This is a genomic window from Oribacterium sp. HCP28S3_H8 (assembly GCF_052064775.1).
Taxonomy (GTDB): Bacteria; Bacillota; Clostridia; order Lachnospirales; family Lachnospiraceae; genus Oribacterium.
Genome location: NZ_JBQHUZ010000004.1, coordinates 131,903 through 154,490, shown reverse-complemented (window position 1 = coordinate 154,490; position 22,588 = coordinate 131,903). Strand labels below are relative to the sequence as shown.

Annotated in this window: 24 protein-coding genes; 6 read left to right on the top strand and 18 right to left on the bottom strand. The window is 47.8% G+C overall.

Annotated elements, in window-relative coordinates; all coding sequences use genetic code 11:
* Positions 1 to 168: 168 nt before the first annotated feature.
* The 12 genes from ACTNEN_RS06440 to ACTNEN_RS06385 all read right to left on the bottom strand — a co-directional run bounded on the left by ACTNEN_RS06440 (position 169) and on the right by ACTNEN_RS06385 (position 10,348).
* The gene (locus tag ACTNEN_RS06440) at positions 169 to 1,473 is read right to left on the bottom strand and encodes a transglutaminase domain-containing protein (protein WP_441205219.1); all 1,305 of its coding nucleotides are present in this window, start codon (positions 1,471 to 1,473) and stop codon (positions 169 to 171) included.
* Positions 1,474 to 1,488: 15 nt separating this feature from the next.
* Positions 1,489 to 2,007 (bottom strand): SseB family protein, encoded by a 519-nt coding sequence (locus ACTNEN_RS06435; RefSeq protein WP_441205218.1) that lies wholly within the window; start codon positions 2,005 to 2,007, stop codon positions 1,489 to 1,491.
* Positions 2,008 to 2,082: 75 nt separating this feature from the next.
* A complete protein-coding gene (locus ACTNEN_RS06430) occupies positions 2,083 to 3,045 on the bottom strand; it encodes a DNA-directed RNA polymerase subunit alpha (protein WP_441205439.1) in 963 nt (320 codons plus the stop codon).
* A 139-nt stretch (positions 3,046 to 3,184) separates the two neighbouring features.
* Positions 3,185 to 4,036, bottom strand: a complete 852-nt coding sequence (locus tag ACTNEN_RS06425; RefSeq protein WP_441205216.1) for a replication initiation protein — start codon at positions 4,034 to 4,036, stop codon at positions 3,185 to 3,187.
* Between the two features lie 1,077 nt (positions 4,037 to 5,113).
* Positions 5,114 to 5,320, bottom strand: a complete 207-nt coding sequence (locus tag ACTNEN_RS06420) for a hypothetical protein (protein WP_441205215.1) — start codon at positions 5,318 to 5,320, stop codon at positions 5,114 to 5,116.
* 40 nt (positions 5,321 to 5,360) lie between these two features.
* Entirely contained in the window at positions 5,361 to 6,269 is a 909-nt protein-coding gene (locus ACTNEN_RS06415) for a TrmH family RNA methyltransferase (protein ID WP_441205214.1), read from the bottom strand.
* Positions 6,270 to 6,608: 339 nt separating this feature from the next.
* Complete coding sequence (locus tag ACTNEN_RS06410; RefSeq protein WP_441205212.1) at positions 6,609 to 7,172, bottom strand: HD domain-containing protein; 564 nt, start codon at positions 7,170 to 7,172, stop codon at positions 6,609 to 6,611.
* Positions 7,169 to 7,735, bottom strand: coding sequence for a hypothetical protein (locus tag ACTNEN_RS06405; protein WP_441205211.1), 567 nt, complete (start codon positions 7,733 to 7,735; stop codon positions 7,169 to 7,171). The genes ACTNEN_RS06410 and ACTNEN_RS06405 overlap by 4 nt, the downstream gene beginning before the upstream one ends.
* A gap of 34 nt (positions 7,736 to 7,769) precedes the next feature.
* Positions 7,770 to 8,009, bottom strand: coding sequence for a hypothetical protein (locus ACTNEN_RS06400; protein WP_441205209.1), 240 nt, complete (start codon positions 8,007 to 8,009; stop codon positions 7,770 to 7,772).
* A 101-nt stretch (positions 8,010 to 8,110) separates the two neighbouring features.
* The gene (locus ACTNEN_RS06395; protein WP_441205207.1) at positions 8,111 to 8,809 is read right to left on the bottom strand and encodes an MgtC/SapB family protein; all 699 of its coding nucleotides are present in this window, start codon (positions 8,807 to 8,809) and stop codon (positions 8,111 to 8,113) included.
* Between the two features lie 3 nt (positions 8,810 to 8,812).
* Positions 8,813 to 9,538: an MgtC/SapB family protein gene (locus tag ACTNEN_RS06390; protein WP_441205206.1), complete on the bottom strand. Its 726-nt coding sequence runs from the start codon at positions 9,536 to 9,538 to the stop codon at positions 8,813 to 8,815.
* A 123-nt stretch (positions 9,539 to 9,661) separates the two neighbouring features.
* Entirely contained in the window at positions 9,662 to 10,348 is a 687-nt protein-coding gene (locus ACTNEN_RS06385) for an alpha/beta fold hydrolase (protein ID WP_441205205.1), read from the bottom strand.
* 152 nt (positions 10,349 to 10,500) lie between these two features.
* Between ACTNEN_RS06385 and mprF the strand changes: the two genes are divergently transcribed.
* Positions 10,501 to 13,032: a bifunctional lysylphosphatidylglycerol flippase/synthetase MprF gene (gene mprF / locus ACTNEN_RS06380; protein WP_441205204.1), complete on the top strand. Its 2,532-nt coding sequence runs from the start codon at positions 10,501 to 10,503 to the stop codon at positions 13,030 to 13,032.
* Here mprF and ACTNEN_RS06375 read toward each other — a convergent pair whose 3' ends face one another.
* Positions 13,033 to 13,578, bottom strand: a complete 546-nt coding sequence (locus ACTNEN_RS06375) for a hypothetical protein (protein ID WP_441205203.1) — start codon at positions 13,576 to 13,578, stop codon at positions 13,033 to 13,035.
* 213 nt (positions 13,579 to 13,791) lie between these two features.
* On the opposite strand from ACTNEN_RS06375, the gene ACTNEN_RS06370 reads away from it, so the two are divergent.
* Positions 13,792 to 13,998 (top strand): DUF6465 family protein, encoded by a 207-nt coding sequence (locus tag ACTNEN_RS06370; RefSeq protein WP_441205202.1) that lies wholly within the window; start codon positions 13,792 to 13,794, stop codon positions 13,996 to 13,998.
* A 75-nt stretch (positions 13,999 to 14,073) separates the two neighbouring features.
* Here the strand turns inward: ACTNEN_RS06370 and ACTNEN_RS06365 are convergent, their stop codons facing one another.
* Positions 14,074 to 14,385: a hypothetical protein gene (locus ACTNEN_RS06365; protein WP_441205201.1), complete on the bottom strand. Its 312-nt coding sequence runs from the start codon at positions 14,383 to 14,385 to the stop codon at positions 14,074 to 14,076.
* A 280-nt stretch (positions 14,386 to 14,665) separates the two neighbouring features.
* On the opposite strand from ACTNEN_RS06365, the gene ACTNEN_RS06360 reads away from it, so the two are divergent.
* The gene (locus ACTNEN_RS06360; RefSeq protein WP_441205200.1) at positions 14,666 to 15,235 is read left to right on the top strand and encodes a transcription repressor NadR; all 570 of its coding nucleotides are present in this window, start codon (positions 14,666 to 14,668) and stop codon (positions 15,233 to 15,235) included.
* Complete coding sequence (locus ACTNEN_RS06355; RefSeq protein ID WP_441205199.1) at positions 15,232 to 16,428, top strand: amidohydrolase; 1,197 nt, start codon at positions 15,232 to 15,234, stop codon at positions 16,426 to 16,428. The genes ACTNEN_RS06360 and ACTNEN_RS06355 overlap by 4 nt, the downstream gene beginning before the upstream one ends.
* Positions 16,429 to 16,475: 47 nt before the next feature.
* Here the strand turns inward: ACTNEN_RS06355 and ACTNEN_RS06350 are convergent, their stop codons facing one another.
* The 4 genes from ACTNEN_RS06350 to ACTNEN_RS06335 form a co-directional block, all read right to left on the bottom strand.
* Entirely contained in the window at positions 16,476 to 18,635 is a 2,160-nt protein-coding gene (locus ACTNEN_RS06350) for an ATP-dependent helicase (protein WP_441205198.1), read from the bottom strand.
* A gap of 101 nt (positions 18,636 to 18,736) precedes the next feature.
* Positions 18,737 to 19,117 carry a hypothetical protein gene (locus ACTNEN_RS06345; protein WP_441205197.1) on the bottom strand — a complete coding sequence of 127 codons (381 nt, stop codon included), beginning with the start codon at positions 19,115 to 19,117 and terminating at the stop codon, positions 18,737 to 18,739.
* A gap of 62 nt (positions 19,118 to 19,179) precedes the next feature.
* The gene (locus ACTNEN_RS06340) at positions 19,180 to 20,712 is read right to left on the bottom strand and encodes a C69 family dipeptidase (RefSeq protein ID WP_441205196.1); all 1,533 of its coding nucleotides are present in this window, start codon (positions 20,710 to 20,712) and stop codon (positions 19,180 to 19,182) included.
* A gap of 53 nt (positions 20,713 to 20,765) precedes the next feature.
* Positions 20,766 to 21,053 (bottom strand): type II toxin-antitoxin system HicB family antitoxin, encoded by a 288-nt coding sequence (locus tag ACTNEN_RS06335; protein WP_441205195.1) that lies wholly within the window; start codon positions 21,051 to 21,053, stop codon positions 20,766 to 20,768.
* Between the two features lie 82 nt (positions 21,054 to 21,135).
* On the opposite strand from ACTNEN_RS06335, the gene ACTNEN_RS06330 reads away from it, so the two are divergent.
* Entirely contained in the window at positions 21,136 to 22,134 is a 999-nt protein-coding gene (locus tag ACTNEN_RS06330; protein WP_441205194.1) for a putative ABC transporter permease, read from the top strand.
* Positions 22,131 to 22,577 carry an HD domain-containing protein gene (locus ACTNEN_RS06325; RefSeq protein ID WP_441205193.1) on the top strand — a complete coding sequence of 149 codons (447 nt, stop codon included), beginning with the start codon at positions 22,131 to 22,133 and terminating at the stop codon, positions 22,575 to 22,577. The genes ACTNEN_RS06330 and ACTNEN_RS06325 overlap by 4 nt, the downstream gene beginning before the upstream one ends.
* Positions 22,578 to 22,588 lie beyond the last annotated feature (11 nt).

Sequence of the window (22,588 nt, the reverse complement as noted above, 5' to 3'; positions counted from 1 at the left end):
CGTTTCCAAACAGAGGTTTCTCCGTCCGACTTGTCAGTCGTCTATCCTTAGAGCGTCTGTAATTTATGCCATGAAGCTTTGAGCTCCTGCTCTTGTTTGATCTCGCATAAGCTTTCTTTATAAGCTTTCTTGATAAACTATCTTAATGTACTTTCTCAAATATCGATCTCAGCCGATGGAAAACGCCACCGTATACTGCGCATCATTCACAATATACGAAACAGAGCTTCCGCCACGGATAAAGCTGTAAACCGCCTGTCCCGTAACAAGCTCATGCATCATACGCTCAAAAAGCTCCCGGTTTGCAAATTTAAGCTGCACCACCTTTGCCCCGTCCCGATACGCCTTCTGAAATGCATCCCCGATCGGATGTACATCATCCGCGCTAAGATACGTTCCCTCCCGATGGAAATAATTATCTGCTGTTTCCGTGCAATCCGGCAAAGGCACATTCGCAGCATTAGCATCACTGACGACATGATCCCGCAGCATCTCCTCAGAAGTTATAGCAAAATAATCATACCGTATATAATCAGAAATGCCGACATTGGAATTTCCGGTGGACACCTCACCCCAGGTCACATCAAACTGATACGGCACGCCGTCAAGCCATGAAATATTCCAGGCATGATCCGCCCCCTGCGCCGTACCCGTCACATAAATTGTCTCAAGCCCGGCCTTTTCCATGAGGTACTGAAACGTATGCGCATATCCGGCGCAAACTGACTGATGGTTGAGAAGCACCGACAAAATCGTCTGATTCTGGGCAACTTCCTCCTGATATTCCGTATTTTTGACAATCCAGTCATAAATATACTTTGCCTTGGTGTAGTCGTCCGCCCCTGCAGGAATCCCCGCAAGGATCTGATCCGCAGCATCCCGAGCTTCTGCCGTATACTGCACCGCCTCTGCTGCCGACATCGTATACCGGCTCTCAAAGGAAAGCTTTGTGGCAACATCATTCACCTTTGTTTCATATACTGTATATCCATCCACATAAAAAATCTCCGGATGGTCCGCCAAAACATAATTATAAATGCGGTTCAGCTCCGCCTGATCCAGTGTCGAGACCGTCTGCTCCCGCCGATTCCGGATGCCAGCAAGCACCTCGTTATAAATCACCTGCTCACGGTCACTGAGACTACGATAGGCATACGGCGCACTGTCTTCATTTTGAATGATGATGTCCGCTGCGGTTGTCCCCGCTTCCGATTCTGCGCTTCCACCGACATCCGCTGCCAATGTTTCTGCTCCATTCTCAGACACTGCGGGCTCGGAAGAACTGCTCTCCATCGTCTCAGCATTTCCATCGGCATCAGAAGGTGCAGCATCTGCCGTATTTTTGTTATATGTCTCGGCTCCCCTCTGGGAAGGTAAAAAAGAACCTGTGATTTTTCCGCAGGAAGCGAAAAGGCCACAGGCAAGGAGAGCCGAAACAAGACCTCTATAAAGTCCAGGATTTGTTTTCCTCATAATTATAAATAAATTCTAATAGATCTCACCATCTGCCGGATCTGTTTTGGACTCCTCCGGCTGAAACACACTATCCTCGACACTGTTACTGATCTCCACCTGTCCATGCATCCGGAGGAGCTCCAGTGCCATCGCACGGTCTACCACCAAGCCGCTGTGATCCTGTGTACCTGCGCCCTCTGCATATGGATCGATGAGCAGCCCATCCATCATTTCCTCGTCCTTCAGCTCCGTAAGAAGCTCTTCCAGAAGCTCATGCACCAGGAGCAGTCCACTATGATCCGGCATAGCATACAGCTCATCTGCATAGCTGAACAAAGGATAGTAGCATTTTCCGTCACGTTTTATAAGCTCCGTCCGGAGTGGAGCTTCCTCATCATCTGTTTTGGGAGCAGTCTTCAGGACATAAATGCCCTTTTGCTCATTAAGATCTATCAGTAAGGCAGACAATACCTGATTATAGGTTTCATCATTACGCTTATCAAAATACTGACGAATTGCCTTCCGTAATATATAGTTCTGCTGTCCTGTCATGACTTCCCTCCTGGTAAATTACAAAAAAACCTGCTCCGAAATTTCGGAACAGGCTTTTCATTTCCTTTGCACGGATTAATCGGCAGACTTCTGCTGCAGACTCAATCCCATGCTTTCCAGCTTCTTAAGAATCTCGTCCAGAGACTTCCGACCCATATTACGAACCTTCATGAGATCCTCCACAGACTTACTGCAGAGCTCACCTACCGTATTAATGCCGGCACGCTTCAGACAATTATAAGAACGAACGCTTAATTCCATCTCATCGATGCTCATGTCAATGTCCTGATTTCCCGGCTCTACTGTCTCGCCGCTCTCCGTGGCTGCCGGAGTGGAAACCTCAGACTCCATATTAAAGAAGATCTGCAGATGACTGTCCATAATACGGGCAGCCAGAGATACTGCCTCATCCGGTGCCATTGTTCCATTGGTATATACATCCAGAATCAGCTTCTCAGCATCGGCATCCTCCGGAGTTGGATCCGGAACCGTATTGATGTTAACTCTTTCAATCGGTGAATAAATAGAATCCACAGCAATCACGCCGATCGGAAGATCACTTCTATCCCGGGTGTTGGCACCATCGTAGCCTCTGCCCTTGGTAATGGTAATCTCCATATAGAGTCTGGTATCCTTTCCGGAAAGAGTTGCAATTGTCTGATCCTGATTTACAATCTCAATCTCGGAGCTTACTTTTATATCTGATGCCTTAACAACACCCTCTCCTGCAAAATCTATATATGCAGTCACAGGATCATCACTGCTGGAGTTGTTTTTAATGGCAAGCTTTTTTAAATTAAGGATAATATCCGCAACGTCCTCCTTAACTCCGGAAATGGAGGAGAACTCATGAAATACTCCGTCAATCTTTACATCACTGACCGCAGCGCCCGGTAATGAGGATAAAAGAATCCGACGTAATGCGTTGCCGATCACCGTACCCTCTCCCTTGCCAAGAGGACCATACTCAAAACGTCCGTATTTATCATCATCAGAAATTTCTACAACTTCCAGTTCTGGTTTAGTTATTTCCATTATTTCACCTCATTATAATCCAATTGGTAATTGAGCTATATTATTATAGGTTCCTTTGCTCATTTTAACAAGCTTTTTTTTACATATAACAAAAATACGGCAGTACAAATGCTGCACTGCTGTATTTACCTTATGATTTAACTTACGCGATATCCACCAGCTTGCCGCTCTCATCAAAGTTAAGCGACAGCTGACCCTTAAACTGCATATTGCGCTTCTCGATTTTGCCGACCGTCTTATTATAGGTAGCATATCGATCTAATGTATCCTTATTTTCAATGTAAAGCCGGATCATGGTGATTTTTTTACCCTGCAGCTTCCCTTCAACAAGCTCTCCCTTGTCGGAAATGCACTGGTAGGAAACCGTAATATCCGTATACTCATTGATTTCCTTGATCGCCGGTGCGAGAACCCGCTGCTTAAAATTGCCAAATGCAGTATAGACATCCGCCATCAGGTTGGTCCTTAAGGTATCTACCGAAATATCCACCTTACCAAGATACGCATAGGACTTCGCAAGCTCATAAAGCCTCGGTGAGTACTTGGAAGTCATCGCCAGGATGTTATAAAGCTCATATTCCGTAAAATTGTTCTGTATTCCAAGAAGATATGTTTTGATACGACTGTCCAAAATCAGACTTATAGTACCCTTCCGTTCATTATATTCCGGCTCATTAAACCAGCGGAGCTTAATCACACGATTATCAATGTTGACCCAGAATGCCTTCTCATCAATGGAATCAATCATATTACGGAAGTCACGATAGACATTTTTAGGATCAATGCCGCAAAGCCGCGCAAAATCCAAAGCCCGGATCTCATATTTCTTAAACTCTTCCTCACCCGGCTTTATCATTGTGATCACATAATTCACAAGCTTCTGCTCATTGGCGGTAAGATTATATTTTGCTTTCTGAATCAGCGCATTATCCTTGACAACCAGATAGGTACGCTGATCATCCACCTTCTGCTTCTGTGTTTTATAAGCTGCCATAACGTAACTCCTGTCCCTTACGAGATTCTATCATACGACCAGGATCAGAAAAAAACAATGACCGTAATTATGTTATAATTCTGACTTCTCCGGCAAGCTCTGTATTTACCGTTTTTCTGTTATATCTTACGTCAGTTTGTTTTCGTACGGAAATGACTTTACTTGTCGGATATGGACGTAATCTGCTTATAATTCACCTGCTCGCGTGCGCGTTTATATTTAATTATTATTTTATTATTATTTATATATATTTATTTCCAGCTAATATACTTAAATACTTTAAAGGACCAGGCACGGTTTTACGCGGTCTCCGGAAACAAAGATAACATAAAAACGGCAGCATCTAACATAAAAACGGCACAAGATAACGGATTTACGGCAGAAGCTAACAAATAGACGGTTCATGGTTCTAATGGAATCGCAATTCAAAGCAAACGCAGCGTAAATGCAAAGGTCTAACAGATTTACGGTAAAGATATGTATAAATTTTACGAAATTTTAAATAAAAGTTTGTGAAAAAAGTTGAGATAACAAAATTACGGTAAAGTTATGAAGCTTTCTTTCCATTGACCGTCTTTTTGTTAGATGTTTCAGGCTTTGAAAGAGAAATCAGCATAGATAACATATTTACGGTACCGTCATGATGATATAATTACATAAAATTAATAAATAATTAATATAAAATTAAACCGTACTGATGTTATATGTGCATAAAGATAACAAATAAACGGTAAGAATCACAAAGGTTACCGTAATTACGTTATCTTTCGCATCGTCGTCCATCGACGGATATCGCTTGTATCAATCACCGATGATATAAATCAGAACGGAACATATAACAGATAAACGGTAAGCCAGGGCTTACCGCTTAAAATACAATGGACCCCGGCGCTATCAATGCACCAGGGTCCCAAGGGATATGAGTTAAAGGATGCTTCAAAAAAGGAGTTACAATAATCGTACATTTATTGTGTCTTTACTATAACATGTAGCTTTCCAAAATGATTGAAGAAAGTCGAAATCAAGGATTATGAAATTCTTAATTTCAAGCTGAAATGCTTTAAAACTTCAGCGGATTTACTTTTTCCGGTCCTTGCATGCGCCCTCGGCAACAGCTTCATATTTCTTTAGATCGCTGCAAAATGCTGAGGCTCCACAGCCGGCACAGCCATGGAAAGAATTGTCATTTTTGTCATGGCTGTTTTTTCTTGCTGCATGACGGAAAATGTAGATGGTTAATGCTGCAATTGCAATTAAATATAAGGCGATTAAAAGATATTTCATAAATAAAACCCTTTCTATGTGTTTAAAGCTGTTCAAGCAATTAAATGCAGCTTCGGGTATGGTGTTTCACGGATCCTGCGAGCTGCCAGAATGCGACGGCGCTTGCGGCAGCAACATTGAGGGAATCCACACCATGGGACATCGGGATTTTTACGGTATAGTCACATTGGCGTATGGTTTCCGGAAGCAATCCCTCTCCCTCTGTTCCAAGCAGGATTGCGAGTCTTTCCTCTGCCAGAAGATCCGGATGGTCGATGCTTATAGACTGGTCTGTAAGTGCCATTGCGGCAGTTTTAAATCCAAATTTACGGAACAGACCAAAATCCGGATCCGGCCACTGCGCACTGCAGCTTCCGGTAAAGGTCCAGGGTACCTGAAATACGGTCCCCATGGAAACCCTCGCGGCTCTCCGATACAATGGATCACTGCAGGCAGGAGTCAGAAATACCGCATCGATATCCAGTGCTGCCGCAGACCGGAAAATTGCTCCGACATTGGCGGGGTTTACGACATTTTCAAGAATTGCGATCCTTACAAAATGCTGCTTTGAAATATCCTTAAGTACGGTCGTTATGAGGTGCTCCGGATCCGGCAAGGTTCTCCGCTGCATTGCGGCAAGGACACCTCGCGTCAGCTTAAATCCGGTGATTTTGGTAAGCACATCCAGCGGTGCCGTATATACCGGAATGGAGGGGATCTCTCCGGCTGCTTCAAGCTTCCGGACTTTCTCAAGGATACCGGCTGCTGCACCGTCGATGTCTTTTGGTTCCATAAGCAGCGAGACCGGTTTATATCCTGCAGTTAAGGCGCGGTCAATTACATTGGGACTCTCAGCGATAAACAGTCCGGGATCCGGTTCATAATAATGCAGAAGCTCCGGCTCCTTGAGACGGGCATATACATCCAGCTCCGGCCGGCTATAATCGGTGATTGGTATAATCTTTGGCATAGTTGAAACAATCATGCAGAGTCAAACGGTAATTATAACAGAATTACGGTCACGTTATCTTTCCGCTTGACGGTGCAGTTCACTAAATTCACTCAGGTTTCATCGTCGGAGATGTACTCCTGATACTCCTCTTCTGTTGCAAATCTCATTTTCTGTCCGTTTACCATGGCAACAAAGCTGTAATTCTCATAATACATATCGGTACCTCCTGTAACGGTTTTGTGAATTTGTTTTCCTTATAGTTACAGGGTATACCATGAAGCTTACAAAAAAATGTACATAAAAGAACAAACGTGCTTATAAATGTGCTTTTTAATGCATGGAACGTAAATATCTGTTTTACTCCGGGTAGATTTCCTCCAGTAGTCTCCTGCCGCTTTCGGTCCGGAAAAACCGCTCTCTCATTTCCGGGAGGAGCTTACGGTATTTTGCGGACTCGCCTGCATTCACAAGGAAATCCGCCTCTACCAGGATCTGATAATCCATGTCGTGGATATCCTTGTACGTATGATGATGCGTTACAAGATATACGACCCTGTCGATAAACTCCTTGGGATATCCGGAACCGGTGAGAAATGCCCGGATGAGTGGGGCGCTCTCTGCTTCCTGGTGCGCTCCGTTAGTATTACCGTATTTCTCGCGGCAGAGCGGACAGGAAATATCATGCAGGATCGCGGTGACCTCCAGAATTTCCTTTGTGTCAGCATCCAGCCCCTCGAGCTCTGCAATCAGTCTTGCAAAGCTATGCACCTTAAGGAAATGCGCGATGTCCTCCGGAGTCTGGTCAGGCTCTGCGATAAGCTTTTCCGTGATTTCTGCGATGCTCCATTTCCCTCGAGCGGGAGATAGTGTCTCCGCAGTCTCAGTCAAGTCGGATGTCGTTGCTTGTTGACCCTTATTCATACATCTTCCTTTCCCCTCATGTCGTTGATTTCATCCTCTGTAAAATGATCCAGGGCTGAGTAATCCAGGTTAAAGGTACAGATTTCGTCATAATCATACATATCCTCAATTTTTCCAAGGATATAATCCGGATCCAGTTCATCCTTATTGCCGGATGCTTCATATTCCCTGCGAAGTACCTCCTGTACATAGCTCCGGGCTTTTGCCGGCAGAGCTTTTGCCGGACTTTGATGCCGGTTATCGCACATTGTGAGGTAGCGCTCGATGATGGCATGCAAGGCGTATTCCTGGGTTAGCGTCGGTACCTCCTGGTCTCTTGACTTCAGAAGCTTTAACAGCTCCAGAAATTCCCGGGCAGAGCGGACCGGCGTATAGTAATCCGGGAAGAAATAATGGATATTGTCCTGAAATTCCTTATCGTCCCTTGTGACCTCAAGATAATCCTTGCCGGAGGCTTCCTCAATATCTCTGATGGCAAGCTCTGTGATCCGGTCATTGATAAACTGCCGGATCATTGCATTCGCCTGCTCGTCTTTTGTAAAGCTGCAGTTTAATTTAAGCATCGGTAATCCTCACTTTTTATGTAAAATTATGCGGTCAAAATATGCCTGTCATCAGGCTGATGATCAGCTGAATGATGCCGACCACAACAAAAATCGGGAGGCATATGGCAAAAAGGCTCATGCCGCCCCAGAATATGATGCCGATAAGCAGAAGCAGCGGCCAGAACAGAATACGGAACAAAAGGCGGAACATGGTGCCAAAAACCCGCAGCGTCAGTGATAAAACAACGCCAAGTATATAAAAAATCAGTATCAGAAAAATATAAGCGAACATAAGATCCCTCTTTCTTTTTAAAATACTGTACCATGTTCCGGGCGAAATTCAACCAGACAAGCATGAAATTTCTGTGAAGCTTCGATCCATCACATCTTACGTTACAGCTCTTCAACAGATCCGACGCCGGTAATCTGGTTGATTTCATGTACCACCCGGCTCACAGGATTGGCACGATTCAGCGCAACAGACAGGATGGCGCACATTTTAGACTCCTCTCCTTCCGGACTCTCCTGCCGGGTGATTTCGGTATTCAGCACCGAGAGATCATGCTCATGCAGATACTGGATGATTTTATTAAAGGTACTGGCATTATCATATTGTATAAACAAAGTAATATCCGGAGCATTGGCACGGATCCAGAACTCCAAATGTGAAAGATAGATTTCCGCGATCAGGACAAGGACCGTCGTGATCAGACCGCCCTCAAAAAATCCTGCGCCAAAGGCAAGTCCGATAATGGCGGAAACCCAGAGACCGGCTGCGGTTGTAAGACCCTTGACCTGATGCTGCTGGGTCGTGATAATGGTTCCGGCGCCGATGAAACCGATGCCCGCGATGACCTGCGAGCCAAGTCTTGCCATATCTGTATAATAATGCATATACAGCCCAAGATACTGTCCGGTCAGCGTGGTCATGCTTGCACCGAGACAGATCAGAATATGTGTCCGGAATCCTGCAGAGCGCCGCTTGTATTCGCGTTCAAGCCCCACGAGTCCTCCGCAGACAACCGAGAGCAGCATGCGGAGCGCAATGGATGCAAACGTAAGATCCCGCAGATTATTAAAAAAATTTATCATAACTTAGACCTCATCAATCAGGCTTACACACGATAATTCCGCGATTTCCGACAACAGCTTTGCATGAGGCTCTCTATGCGTAAGACGCATGCAGATCACAGCATTTGGCGGCTGCCCTTTCTTTTTGTGACCATGGTCCAGCTCCACACTATAGACATGTACATTAAGCTTTTTCAGCGTAAGCAGGATTTTGCGAATGTCTGTCACCTCGTGAAATTCCACGTACACATTGATGTTGGCTGCATTTTGGATGATCCGGACCTCGAGGATTTCCAGGAAGCGGGTGGAACAAAAGATCAGGAGGAAGCCAAGTAGAGCACACTCGTAGAAGCCTGCGCCGAGCGCAAGACCCATGCACGCAGCAGCCCAGAGACCGGCAGCGGTTGTGAGACCCTTGACCTCCTGTCGGGCGTTGATAATAATGGTACCGGCTCCGAGGAAACCGACACCATTTACCACATGTGAACCGAAACGGGAGACATCGATGCTAAGATGGAATTTTTCTGCCATACTGCGCCATAGCGTAGACAGATTTATATATTCATATTGGCTGAGCATCATCGTGAGTGTTGCGCCCATGCAGACAAGCATATAGGTCCGGAACCCGGCAGGACGTTTTTTCCGTTCACGTTCCAGTCCGAGATATCCTCCGATCAGCATGGCAAGCACAAGACGCAGCACAAGAGACTCCGGACTTAGCTCTCTGAAACGGTCAAGGCACGTCAGCATGCGATACCTCCTTTCCTTTTATTCTGGTGATTTCTAATTCAGAAAGAACAAATGTAAAATTATTATAACTTCATGATGATGATAAATCTACAGTCTGCCTTCTCCAGATGTCTGTGTGCTGACTTATGTCTTCTGAAGCAGGAACTTAAGTACGACCTGGTTAAATCTGTTCCGCTGTTTCCTTGCGATAAAATGATCTCCGGGCAGCAGCACAAGCCTTGCATCAGGGATGCTTTGTGCGATAAGCCGGGTGTGCTGCTCCCGGATCAGATCCCGGGTTCCGGCAATCACCAGTGTTTTTGCACGGATCTTGCCAAGCTCCTCCGGTGTTATATTTGGTTCATTTACCATGAGACTTAAAAGCTCCATAAATTTATGCGCAATTCTTATTTTTCCTGCGACAGGTTTTAACATATGATAGGCGATCTCGACCGGCAGCTGAGAGAAACGCTTAATACCTGAGGGAGAAATATTGGCGCCATTCACAATGAGCCGAGCGACTCTCTCCGGGTAGCGGATGGCAAAAATAAGCGCGATATTTCCGCCATCAGAAAAACCGAGGATATCCGCCTTTGAGATGTGATGAATATCCATAAAATCCTTTAAGTCCTCAGCAAACTGTGTAAGGGTAAAAGGCTTTCTACCTCTCGGAGTTCTGCCGTGCCCGCGGGTGTCGATTGCATACACATGGAAAGCGCGCGCAAATGCATCCAGCTGCCCGCGGAAATACTGGCTGCTGCCTCCATTCCCATGCAGAAGGATCAGCGGAAACCCGTTGCCTCTCTCAATGTAAAAATGTTTTATGTCCAAAGTTCAGGCCTCCCTTCGCAATGCATTATACCGCAATTTGGAGACTTTTTTCGTGTCTTGACTTGAATGCATGTAAGCGATACAACATTCGCATCAAATATGTGTAAGCGGCTGACACAAGCATCCGGGACATCAGGGTGCGGGAGGGCATAATGAAGCATCTGGTTGAGAAGATAAAATCCCTTAAAAACGTGATCCGGACGGTTTTCTTTATTTCGATCTGTGTACTGGTGATCATTGAGCTGTTCCGGCTCCGGAGGACACTGTCCGGAGCAGATCTCAGAGCGGCGATTACGGGCATTCCGCCGTTCCATATGTTCCTGATGGTTCTGATCGGGCTTGTGACGGTCTCGCCGATGCTTGCCTATGACTTTATTTTGAACCGGGAGCTTGGGACACACTATAAGAAATCCTATATCCTTGGGACCAGCTGGAGCATCAACACCATCAATAATCTTGCCGGCTTTGGCGGGCTTGTGGACATCGGACTCCGGTACTCTTTTTACGTACCGGAGGATCAGGGTGGCGAAGGGATGCAGGTGATTTCTCGTGTCATGCCGTATTTCATGTCAGGGTTCTCTCTGTATGGTGCGATTTCCCTGGCGCTTACGCTATTTACTCCGGTGAATCCCGAGATTCATCGATACCTTATCCTGCTCATCGGGACAGCCTGCTATGTTCCCTGTATCCTCTTTATTTCAAGTCGTAAGGGCATGAAATATTTTGGTCAGCTCAAGATGCGTACGGCGGGCAAGCTGCTTCTGGCATCGTTTGTCGACTGGACCTCGGTGATTTTGTGCTTCACGCTCACAGGACACCTTATGGGGATTGATGTACCGATCCGAAATCTGGTCCCACTTTATATCATTGCGATTGCGGTCGGACTTGTTTCCATGATCCCCGGTGGAATCGGAAGCTTTGATCTTGTCATTATCGCCGGTCTGGGCAGTCTGGGTATTGACAATGCGCGGATTGTCGCCTGGATTCTTTTGTTCCGGCTTACGTACTATATCATCCCGTTTTTCTTTGGCGTCCTTTTGTTTATCCACTACATGGGAGGACGTATCAACCAGAAGTTCCATGGGATTCCACGAATGCTTCTTACCACGGCATCTCACAGGATTTCCGTTTTGCTGATCCGGCTTTTTGGTATTTTTATGGTGCTTTCGGCGCTGATCCCGGATGAAATCTCAAGCCTTCCGCTGCTTCAGACTTTGGACCCGATACATGGGCAGGTGCTCTACCAGTTTCCAAGTATCCTGTTGGGAGTGCTGTTTATTTTGCTTGCCCGTGCCGTGGAGGAGCGCGTTGCCCGCGCATTTCCTTTTAGTCTCTGCCTGCTCGCGCTGACTTTTGCCTACGTAAATCTTGGTGAAATCAGCTGGGGTGCATCCCTTGCGATCCTTCTTATTTTGCTCATGATGCTGGGGATCCGACCTGCACTTGACAGGGTTCAGTTCATTTACTCTTTAGAAGCATATATCCGGGATTTTTTGATTCTTATGCTGACACTGCTCCTGTTTCTGCATTTCAGCGGTAAAAAGGCAGCTACGCTTCTTATGAAATATCCGCATCATCTCCTCTCTCACTATGGTCGCCTGTGGCTTCACCTGCTTGTGGGTGTCCTTGTGATAACCTTTGTCTACCGATGGATTGTAAATTATCTGATGGCAGACCGGCTGCCTCTGGGGGAGGCATTTGATGATGAACGCTTTACAAAGCTGATCCATACCTATGGTGGAGACAGTAACACAGGGCTTGCGTATTTACGAGACAAGCGGCTGTACTGGTATCAGGAGGACGGCGAGGATACCGTTGTATTTTTATTCGCACAGAATGGAAGCAAATGCGTGGTTATGGGTGAACCCAATGGCAAGAAAGAAGCGTTTGGCAGTGCCATCCATCAGCTTCTTAAGGATGCCGAGCAAATGGGCTATCAGATGATCTTTTATGAAATCGGGCAGCAGACTACGCTTTTACTTCATGAGTACGGCTATGAATTTATGAAGTTTGGGGAGACGGCTCTTGTGGGACTTCAGAATTTTACCACAGCGGGGAATCGCGGCAAGCGCTACCGGACAGCGCTCAATAAGCTGGAGAAACAGGGATTTACATTTGAAATAACAAAGGAGCCGCATGGAGACGTGCTTCTTGACCGGCTTAAGGAAATTTCCGACCATTGGTTGGACGGGCGGCGGGAGAAGGGATTCTCCCTTGGATTTTTTGACCGGCGCTATCTTGAGAAGGCTCCCATTGCCCTTGTAAGAAACAGCCGAGGGGAGATCTGCGCCTTTGCCAATATCATGCCAAACGATATGGCGGATACGGCAAGCATTGATCTCATGCGCTATGACGAGGAGCTTTGCCCCAATGGTGTTATGGATTATCTTTTTGTTTCGCTGTTTCTTTACTTTCAGGCGCAGGGGGTCCGGTATTTTGACCTTGGCATGGCGCCACTCTCCAATGTCGGAAGCTTTGAGCATAGCTTCTTTCAGGAACGTGTGGCTTATCTGATTTATACCTTCAGCCGGCGGTTTTACTCATTTACCGGGCTTCGGAAATATAAGGAAAAATACATGCCCGCATGGACTCCCCGTTATGTCTGCTATCCTAAGGCAAGCTGGCTCGTTTGCGATATGCTTGCTGTCTACCGGGTAGATAACCGGATCCCGGAGCTGGGGTAATTATGCTGAATGCATCATCTCCGCAAGCAGCAGGAGGCTCGACACATGGATCGCCTTGATACCTCCGACCTGCAGCTTATCGAGGACTCTCACATCATCATCAATGCAGAGATGCGGGGTGGCAAGACCGTCAAAATGCTCTGAAAGAAGCTTTGCGACGATGCTTGTCTTGTCCGGCTCTCTTGTAAAAAGGATATGATCCTCAGGGAAAAAACCGTCATACTCCCGTTTTAAAAAGGCAATTTTCTGCCGGTCCTGCGCTTCGTTTCCGGACTGACTCAGGACATAATTGAGATGAGGAATGGTGCAGCTTTTTAGATACGAGCGCATAAATGCAGTGCCCCGCGCGTATTGATAGAGATCGTGGCTCTCCATAAATGCATCAAATTCTGTATCACTGCAGACATTGATGCCATCGGAGCCGTAACCATAGATGGCAAGCACTCCGTCTATATCAAATACCCGGACCAGCTGCGGGTCCCGCATCAGCCTGGTATCCAGCCCCAGCTGATATGCCGGGTCAAAGCTTTTAAATTGAGAGTTCATAAATAGATTCATTTCCTTCCTGTTTGGTTCTGTGATTTCCTGCAATTTGTTATCGTAACGATGACCGTGCGAGCTATGACCGTAATCGTGTTATCACGGTGAATGCTTGACATCCACTATAAAAAATATTATAAAAGAAATCTGAACTTTTAACACATAATTTGAATCATAAAATTCAGCTGTAACAATGAATGATGTATGGAGGACAAAACAATGACTAAAGTAGACAAGCTTAACTTTGAGTTCAATGGCAAGTCTGTAAACGCCCAGGAAGTGACAGATGCAGCGATGAAGGCTTTTAAGGCGAAGCACGCTGACGTCAAGGTAAAGACCTTTGATGTTTATATCAATGCTGCCGAGTCCAAGGCATATTATGTTGTAAACGGAACTGCAGAGAATGATTACTTTGTAGAGCTGTAAATTACGCAATTAAATCATAAGCTGCAGGTCATAAGACCTGCAGTTTTATGTTCTATCCGGGCAGCATCACATGAGTTACTTAAGCAGCCGCTCAATGTCGATTATCCCGGCGGGATTTGTCACTTCATAGCTTTTCCGAACCTCTGATACGGTAAGCTCAAACGGTGTGCCCTCATGCTCGCAAAATAAAATATACGCCGGAGATTTCAGCTCCGCTCTCAGGCTCTCCAGCCCGGCAAGGAAATAACGAGTGCGGGTTTCGTATCCCGTCATGGACTGACCTGCATTCGCATCTTCCTCAAGGATCCGTACTTTTTTGACATTCACCTGGTTCTGCCCAAGCCGGCGAATGATTTCCTCCACATTTACCTCGTTTATGATCTGCATATATTTTCTCCAATCTTTTTTTCATTGATATCTTTCAATGTGTCCATGATTTGCCTGAACAGGTGCATTTTTTTACCTGAAAGTTATTCTGATATTTATAGACAACGCATATATTATAGCGGAAGTCAGAAGAAATCGTACAGAGTTTTACAGGAGATAAATGAAAGAACATAGAATTTGCTGTGCTGCGGTCGGAATCATGGTATAATGATGCAAATTTGTAATACCGGATGTGATTCCTGGCATTCCTGAAGAAGCAATAACGATAAAGGCAGAAAATATGAAGGCGGACGAACGACAAGCAAAAATTTTAAAGGCATTGAGGGAAAGCCGCAAGCCAATCCCCGGAAGTGCATTTGCGGAAGCACTGCATGTGAGCCGGCAGATTATCATAAAGGATATCGCGGCAATCCGTGCAGCCGGCAAGGTAATCTATGCCACCAACCGGGGCTATATCCTGCAGGAAGCAGAGTTTGCCACCCGGGTCTTTAAAGTATGCCATAGTGACGAGGATCTTGAGAAGGAGCTTACCGCAATTGTGGATCTTGGAGGTGCCATAGAGGACGTCTTTGTGTATCACCGGGTCTTTGGAGTCATTCGTGGACCGCTGAATATAAGGACACATCAGGATATTATGCAGTATATGCAAAACATTGCGAGCGGCAAATCCAAACCGCTGAAAAACATTACCTCCGGCTATCATTATCATACCGTAACTGCAACAAGCGAGGAGGCTCTGGACCGGATCCAGGAGAGGCTCCGGGAGCTAGGCTTCCTCGCAAAGCTTCAGGACTATGAGCCGGTTGATTTCTGGCAGAAGTCCGACATGACTAGTAAAGGCACAAAATGACAGAGACAGAAAAAATCAATGCAGCAATCGAGAGTGGAGCGGCAGAAGCACGCGAGCTTGTAAAATATCTTTATGATCATCCGGAAACCGCCACTAAAGAGCAGCTCTCGAGTGCGGCAATCGTTGATGTGCTCCGGCGCAACGGATTTGAAGTCACCTATCCTTTTATGGCAAAGGAGCTTGGCTATGACACCTCCTTCTGTGCTGTACTTGCCAATGGTTCCGGCCCCAAGGTTGCCGTGCTGGTGGAGTATGATGCTCTGCCGGGACTTGGACATGGCTGCGGTCATAACCTGCATGGATCTCTTGCAGCGCTTGCTGCCACAAGTCTTATGAAGCTCCGGGGAGAATTTCATGGCACACTCATGGTACTGGGAGCTGCTGCCGAGGAGGAGGACGGTGCAAAGCTTGTCATGGCGGAGGCCGGGATTTTTGACGATGTGGATCTTGCAATCATGATGCACAGTAACGGTGGCAGCACGACTCCGGAGATGGATACGCTGAGTCTTAGGGCGTATAAGGTGGAGTTTCACGGTCTCAGCGCGCACGCGGCAGCAGGACCATGGTTCGGGCATAATGCATTCACAGCAGCCCGCAAATTTATCGATCTCGTAGATGCGCGGAGAGACTCGTTCCGGCCTGGCACGATTTTTTCCAGCGTCATGCTGCAGGGTGGGGATACACCAAATCAGATCCCGGACTATGCCTCTCTCCGACTGGAATTTCGTACGACAAGTCTAAGCGGATTAACCGAGCTCGACCGGATCATCCGGAACTGTGCCCGGGGTGCAAGTCTTGCACTGGACTGCACGGAGGAATTTACACTTCTGGCTAAGGATTTTTATAATATGGTCCGGGTGCCGGCATTGGAAGATAAAGTCACAGAGCTGTTTCATGCCCGTGGTGAGCGAGTCGATCCCGTGGTGCCGGCATACGCGTCCTCGGATATGGGGAATGTCAGCTACCACTGCCCCGCCATCCAGCCGATGCTTCGGATCACCGATGAACACTGCGCGCTTCATACAGAGACTCTGCGGGAGGCAACGCTCGAGCCGCTTGCCTTTGAGCAGATGAAAAAGGGCGCGGCTGTTATCGTGGAAATGGCGCTGCTTATTTTTAATGATGCGGAGTTCCGGGCGCAGGTGCGGGCGGAGTATGAAGCTGCACTAGAGAAAGTCAACCGAAACTTGTGAAACGAGCTATTAATTAGGGGATTAATTTTTGTGCAGTACTGTCTCTCTCACTCCTCCCTTTCCAGTTTGACCCGGAAGGAGATCTGCCGCTCGGTCGGCATTTCATCAAACTGGATGGTATAGGCATGCTTATCCGGGTTGACATCTGTGATGGTGCCCCTGCCAAAGGCTTTGTGGCGGATCCGGGTGCCAATGGTAAAAAGCTTGTCCCCGTCCTCCTGACTCTCAAGGCGGCTGTCGACCATACGGATATAGCTTTGCGTCTCATCCAGAAGAGCAGCCTTTGGCTTTTTGGTAAAGCTCATAAGCTCCGGATCAATATCCAGGATAAAGCGCGACGGATACCGTGGAGAGCCGTCAAAATTTCTGCCGGCGGCTTCACTGATATAAAGCCCTTTTTCCGCTCTTGTCATAGTGACAAAGGCAAGTCTCCGCTCCTCTTCCATCGCTTCCAGAGTATTCACTTTTTTAGATGGAAAAATCCCCTCGGACATACCCGTGAGAAATACGTATGGAAATTCCAGCCCCTTGGCGGTATGAACCGTCATTAATTTTACCCGGTCCTGGGATTCTGCTGTATCCATATTGGAGAGCATCGCGATATTTTTAAGATAGCCATCCAGGGTTGTTTCCTCTCCTGCACTTGTTTCAAACTCATAAACGGACTGCTTCAGCTCTGCAAGATTGTCAAGCCGCTCCTGGGAACCCTCGGTCCGAAGCATCTTTTCATAACCGGATTCATTTAGGAGATCTGTGAGAATCTCGGAAATGGTCCGGTTCTCATATGACGCGGCAAATTTCTCGATAAGAGCAGTAAATTTTTTTGCCTGGGTCCCCTTAAACAGCTCATCCTCAAGGTTATGGCACAGCGCGTCATACAGGGTGCCTCCATTTGCACGCGTATACTCCTCGAGAAACTTCATGCGCCGCACTCCAAGGTTCCGTTTTGGTACATTGCAGATCCGCCGGAAGCTGAGGTCATCCTTATAGACGATCATGCGTAAATAGCAGAGCGCATCCTTAATTTCCATCCGTCCGTAAAATGGCACGCCGCTGTAGATGGTATACGGGATTTTATCTTTGAGAAATACCCCCTCTATGGTCCTGGTAATATAGTGCGCCCGGTACAGAACCGTGATGTCCTTATAGTCCACGCCCATTTCATGCAGGGTCTCAATGTTTTTAACCATCCATTCCGATTCCTGCTCTGCGTCATCGGCGAGGTGGCAGACTACCGGCACACCGGATGCAAGCATCGGGATCAGGTCCTTTGACATCCGGAGCTTTTTTTTCCGGATCAGGGAATTTGAGACCCGGAGGATTTCCGGTGTCGAACGGTAATTCTGCATCATCATAATGGTTCTTACCTTGGGGAAATGCTTGTCAAACTCCAGGAGATACCGGACATTGGCGCCTCTCCAGGTATAGATCGTCTGGTCCGGATCTCCCACGATAAACAGATTATGATGATAGCCGCAGAGCACCTCCATCAGGCGGTACTGCAGCGGATCAATATCCTGAAATTCATCGATCATGATGTATTCCAGCCGCTTCTGCCATTTGAGAGCAATCTCCGGATGTTCCTGGAAGATATAGAGACTTAAAATAATCAGATCATTATAGTCTACGGCAAAGGTCTTCCGCTCCTGATAGAGATAACCGTAGAACAGGATATCATTCACCTCCGTAGCACGCATATATTTTTCATGGAGCTTGTCGATCGGAAGCTTCACCATATCAAGAAAATACGACGGCTCGTGAACACATTTCCGCATTTCAAACATGTCCCGTGCCTGCCCGAATGTTTTATCCCGCAGCGTAAGTCCCCGCTCCTCGTAGATGATCTTAAGCATGTCGTCAATATCGCTGTTATCCAGCACCATAAAGCTTTTAGGATAGCTGATGGCGTGGCTGTCCTCCTGCAGGATATTGACGCAGAAGCCATGGAAGGTGTTGATGTAGCCGGTATCATTGTCTCCGGTCAGCCGGTGGATACGCTGTCGCATTTCATTCGCCGCCTTATTGGTAAAAGTGACGCAGAGGATATTCCCCGGCATAACCCCGAGATCATTGACAAGATAGGCAAAACGATGGGACAGTGCCCGGGTTTTCCCGGACCCCGCCCCTGCGATCACGCGAATGTAGCCTTCCGTTGTTGTTACCGCTTCGACCTGTGCTTCATTTAATCCGCTCAGGATATCATCCATGAAAATTTCTCTCGCTTTCCGTGTGTGTTTGGTGTGAAACTTTGACGCATAGAAGTCAGAGCTTCTTTAAAAAAGGCAGCATTTCCTGCCTGAAAAATGCATCAGCAGCCCTTGCCGTCGAGGCCGCATGCCTTGCCGATGGGCATCTCCGCTGTTGGAGCCTTGGCATCCGCTGACATATCCTCTGCATCCTCCGGAACCTCTGTTTTATCATCCGCCTCAAAGCCAAGGGAACGTACATATCCCTGCCAGTCAAAGGTGAGAGAGCCGTCCTCAAACTGAAGCACCGGAATGCCGACCCGATGCTCCTCCTCGCGGACCGGCTTAAAGAGGTCTTCCGTGTCCCTCAGCCGGAGAAATGCCTTAAGATTCTGAATCTTGGCAGTGATATCACAATAGGTATAAGGGATCTTGTACATATCAAAATTTCTCTTGCACTGTCTGCAATCCGGGCAGATTTTGCTTCCATATAATGTAACCATACATTTCCTCACTTTCTGCATGTTTATAATTTGATGCGGCTTCCATAGGCAGGGACCAGTTCTCAGGCATCCGAACGTCCAAAGGCATTTTTCATGTCGCAGCTTGCGGTGTGGAGGACATTGGCAAGTGCTGTCTGTGTTTCCTTCTGAAGCATCGATGCGATCACTTCATTGGCGTCCTCCAGCCGCGTCACAACCGTCTTTACCTGCTTCGCGGCGGAGGCATTCCTATCCTCCTTATCCAGCGTCCTGCCGATTTCCCCGTCAAAGCGGTTTAAAAGCTCGTGTCCTTGGGACATGACGGCCGTCTGGTAGTGCTCGATATGCGGGATACACTTCGAGTAATCGCCGTCTGCCAGTGCGCCGATGAGCCGGCTTGCCCAATAGAAATTGTTGGAGTCGACCTCTCCTGTCGTATCTGCGAGATATGCCGGTGTGCGGTTGACATTGGCATAAAACGGCACAAAAGTGTTAAATGCATTGGATGCAAATGCAAGCCATTCCACTGCCGCGATTTCTGCCGGTACATACGGACGGAGCTGGAGACAGGCGACAAAGCTCGTGCGGTTGATGCCGATCGGGCGATACTGACCACGATGGCTCAGGTCACCATATTTGCCATAGGGATCGTACGGTGTGCCTTGATAATGGTTGGAAAGCACCCATTTGACATCCTCTACCGTGATCTTTTTTTCCGGTACACGACACCAGGGGATATTATCAGACACCGGCGTGAAGTCCGCGTCCGGACCATCCCAGCGGCTGTCCGTCGGATTGAGATAGCGCTGCAGTGCCCAGGCCCGGGGCGTGTTGTAGCTATGATCAAAGTCGCTGTGGGAGCCGAATGCGGCCCGGGCGTCAAAATTACTCTCGCTGCTCTCCATCGCAAGATCCAGATGATTTTTCTTTACAAACTCCAGCAGGTCCGGTGCGCACATAAAGTTTTTTCTGGCGCCGAAGGCATCTGTGAAGTCAAAACGGTCGATGCCGAGCTGATTGGGCATGATGACATAGCAGTTATCCGGGACGCGGCGCGCCATCCAGTGGTGACCGCCAATGGATTCCAGCCACCAGATTTCGTTCTGATCCTGGAAGGCAATGCCGTTCATCTCATAGGTCCCGTAGGTTTCAAGGAGCTTGCCAAGCCGCTCCACGCCCTCTCGTGCACTGCGAATGTAGGGAAGCACGAGTACTACAAGGTCTTCCTCTCCGATTCCGCCGATCTGCTCCTTGCCATCCGGAGCGAGTTCCGCCGGGATGTATTTCACAAGCGGATCCGCGCCAAGGACACGATCGTTGCTAGTGATGGTTTCTGTCGCGGACATGGCGATATTGGCAGCATTGACACCCGCAGCCGCCCAGATCCCGACCCCCTTTACAGCATTGGGGACCGCAGTATAACGAAGCGGCTCCTCCGGCAGGTCGATTTCCACATGGGAAAGCACCGATGTATATTTCCTGGGCTGCCTGTCCGGCGTAACCACCACCCATTTTTTAGGGGTGAAGCTTCCGGCGCTGGAATCATCATTCCGCGCGATCATCGTAGATCCGTCATACGATGCTTTTTTTCCTACCAATATCGTTGTACAGGCCATAAATACTGCCTCCTTCTCTTGCTTTTTGTGTGATTTGGTAATTTACCACTCCGTCAGCCGAAGCTGTCCCAGCTCTCAAAGCGGGGCATGACGAGCGCCAGCATAACCGCTTCGTCTCCATCGGAAACGATGATGTCCTCGAGCAGTGTCCGCGTCGGGAAGTCCTGTTCATCCTGATCGCTCTCGAGTTCGGTCAATAGATAATTTACACCGGCATTCCGCGCATCGTCAAATGCACTCTCCTTGTCCGGACCCTCGCCATAGCAGTCCTTAAGGTCCACAAAGCTAATCCGGTAGCCTTCCGCTGTCTTATGTACAACAGCCGGATAATAATACGTCATTTGTAAGGTTCCTTTCATAATATGCTAGTGAAAAATAGCAAGACCTATTATATAATATTTCCATTCTGAACTGGAGAAAAAAATGATGCTTTCTTTATATGTAATCTATTTTGCACTCTTCAGCTTTCTTGGTTGGGTGTTTGAATGCTCCTATGCGATGCTCCGCACTCGTCACTGGGATAATCGGGGCTTCCTCTATGGTCCGGTCTGCCCGATCTATGGGGTTGGTGCTGTCCTTGCCATCTTTCTCTTTGGAGATCTGCCGCATAGGCTTGGGATGCAGGTAAATCTCCCGGAGGTTTTTTTTGTAAGCTTCCTCGGAAGTGCGGCGCTGGAACTTGCGACCTCCTGGGGTCTCGAATATTTCTTTCATGCGGTCTGGTGGGATTACAGCGATCTGCCGTTTAATTATCGCGGCAGGATCTGTCTCCCGGCCTCCGTTCTTTTTGGGATTGGCGGTATGCTGATTGTAAAGCTCGTGATTCCATTTCTTGCTTTGATGCCGTTGGAACGCTACCCTGAGGTCAATGAAGCCGCCTCCCTGATCCTCATGTTTATGATCGGTGCGGATGTAGCATTGACTCTGGCGAGTCTTACAGAGCTGGTCTCCCGTATGGAAGCGCTGCAGGCGGAGTTTGACCGTCGGGCGGAAGCCGGAGTTGTCATGATGACGCAGGCACCACGCGTGGCAATGGATACGATGGGATCGGCGATGGAATCAGTTGGTTCTGCGGCATCAGCTGTCCGGCAAACCGCTGTCAGCACCGTCGGCAGTGCTTATAAAACAGCAATGGAAACGGCAGGCGCCGCGGTTGACATCATTCGCAAAACAGCTAAGAGAAGCGAGGTTTTAGAGGATGGGAATGAGGAAAATCCGGATTGGGACGCACGACTCCGGAGTGTATCCGACGGTCTCACACGTCGTGAGAAATACCATCTTAAGAGTATTGTCGCTTTCCGAAGCCGGGGGATCAATACGATTGCCGGTAATATGCGGAAGCTTCTCGTGCGGAATCCGGTAGATGCAGCACAGAGGGCGGATACAGAAAATCTCAAAAATATGGAGAACAAGATTGTATGACACAACTTGAAGAAATGAAATTTCATCGGTTGATGGACCGGCTGGCATCGGATCCGAGATGCCTCCGTATGAAACGATATATCCAGCATGGCAGTGTGACAACCTATGAGCATGCCATGCGCGTGAGCCGGATGGCATATGTCGTTAATCTGCGCATGCATGCACACGCGGACGAAGCCAAGCTGCTTCGCTGCGCATTTCTCCATGACTATTTTTTGTATGACTGGCATGAAAAGGGGCATGACGATCATGCGCTCTATCATCCGGTGAAGGCTGCGGAAAACGCCAGAAGGGATTTTGGTATCAGCGAGCAGGAAATGAACATCATAGCAAGCCATATGTGGCCTCTCCCGCCGCTTCGGATTCCGATGTGCCGGGAAGCCTGGATCCTCACCGCTGCCGATAAGATCTGCTCGCTTGAGGAAACACTGTTCCGGAGATGATTTTGCTGAGC

Bases quoted from the DNA above. Each gene is read 5' to 3' on its own strand.
- ACTNEN_RS06440 (WP_441205219.1), bottom strand. From the start codon at position 1,473: ATGAGGAAAACAAATCCTGGACTTTATAGAGGTCTTGTTTCGGCTCTC.
- ACTNEN_RS06435 (WP_441205218.1), bottom strand. From the start codon at position 2,007: ATGACAGGACAGCAGAACTATATATTACGGAAGGCAATTCGTCAGTAT.
- ACTNEN_RS06425 (WP_441205216.1), bottom strand. From the start codon at position 4,036: ATGGCAGCTTATAAAACACAGAAGCAGAAGGTGGATGATCAGCGTACC.
- ACTNEN_RS06420 (WP_441205215.1), bottom strand. From the start codon at position 5,320: ATGAAATATCTTTTAATCGCCTTATATTTAATTGCAATTGCAGCATTA.
- ACTNEN_RS06415 (WP_441205214.1), bottom strand. From the start codon at position 6,269: ATGCCAAAGATTATACCAATCACCGATTATAGCCGGCCGGAGCTGGAT.
- ACTNEN_RS06410 (WP_441205212.1), bottom strand. From the start codon at position 7,172: ATGAATAAGGGTCAACAAGCAACGACATCCGACTTGACTGAGACTGCG.
- ACTNEN_RS06405 (WP_441205211.1), bottom strand. From the start codon at position 7,735: ATGCTTAAATTAAACTGCAGCTTTACAAAAGACGAGCAGGCGAATGCA.
- ACTNEN_RS06400 (WP_441205209.1), bottom strand. From the start codon at position 8,009: ATGTTCGCTTATATTTTTCTGATACTGATTTTTTATATACTTGGCGTT.
- ACTNEN_RS06395 (WP_441205207.1), bottom strand. From the start codon at position 8,809: ATGATAAATTTTTTTAATAATCTGCGGGATCTTACGTTTGCATCCATT.
- ACTNEN_RS06390 (WP_441205206.1), bottom strand. From the start codon at position 9,538: ATGCTGACGTGCCTTGACCGTTTCAGAGAGCTAAGTCCGGAGTCTCTT.
- mprF (WP_441205204.1), top strand. From the start codon at position 10,501: ATGAAGCATCTGGTTGAGAAGATAAAATCCCTTAAAAACGTGATCCGG.
- ACTNEN_RS06375 (WP_441205203.1), bottom strand. From the start codon at position 13,578: ATGAACTCTCAATTTAAAAGCTTTGACCCGGCATATCAGCTGGGGCTG.
- ACTNEN_RS06370 (WP_441205202.1), top strand. From the start codon at position 13,792: ATGACTAAAGTAGACAAGCTTAACTTTGAGTTCAATGGCAAGTCTGTA.
- ACTNEN_RS06365 (WP_441205201.1), bottom strand. From the start codon at position 14,385: ATGCAGATCATAAACGAGGTAAATGTGGAGGAAATCATTCGCCGGCTT.
- ACTNEN_RS06360 (WP_441205200.1), top strand. From the start codon at position 14,666: ATGAAGGCGGACGAACGACAAGCAAAAATTTTAAAGGCATTGAGGGAA.
- ACTNEN_RS06355 (WP_441205199.1), top strand. From the start codon at position 15,232: ATGACAGAGACAGAAAAAATCAATGCAGCAATCGAGAGTGGAGCGGCA.
- ACTNEN_RS06350 (WP_441205198.1), bottom strand. From the start codon at position 18,635: ATGGATGATATCCTGAGCGGATTAAATGAAGCACAGGTCGAAGCGGTA.
- ACTNEN_RS06345 (WP_441205197.1), bottom strand. From the start codon at position 19,117: ATGGTTACATTATATGGAAGCAAAATCTGCCCGGATTGCAGACAGTGC.
- ACTNEN_RS06340 (WP_441205196.1), bottom strand. From the start codon at position 20,712: ATGGCCTGTACAACGATATTGGTAGGAAAAAAAGCATCGTATGACGGA.
- ACTNEN_RS06335 (WP_441205195.1), bottom strand. From the start codon at position 21,053: ATGACGTATTATTATCCGGCTGTTGTACATAAGACAGCGGAAGGCTAC.
- ACTNEN_RS06330 (WP_441205194.1), top strand. From the start codon at position 21,136: ATGATGCTTTCTTTATATGTAATCTATTTTGCACTCTTCAGCTTTCTT.
- ACTNEN_RS06325 (WP_441205193.1), top strand. From the start codon at position 22,131: ATGACACAACTTGAAGAAATGAAATTTCATCGGTTGATGGACCGGCTG.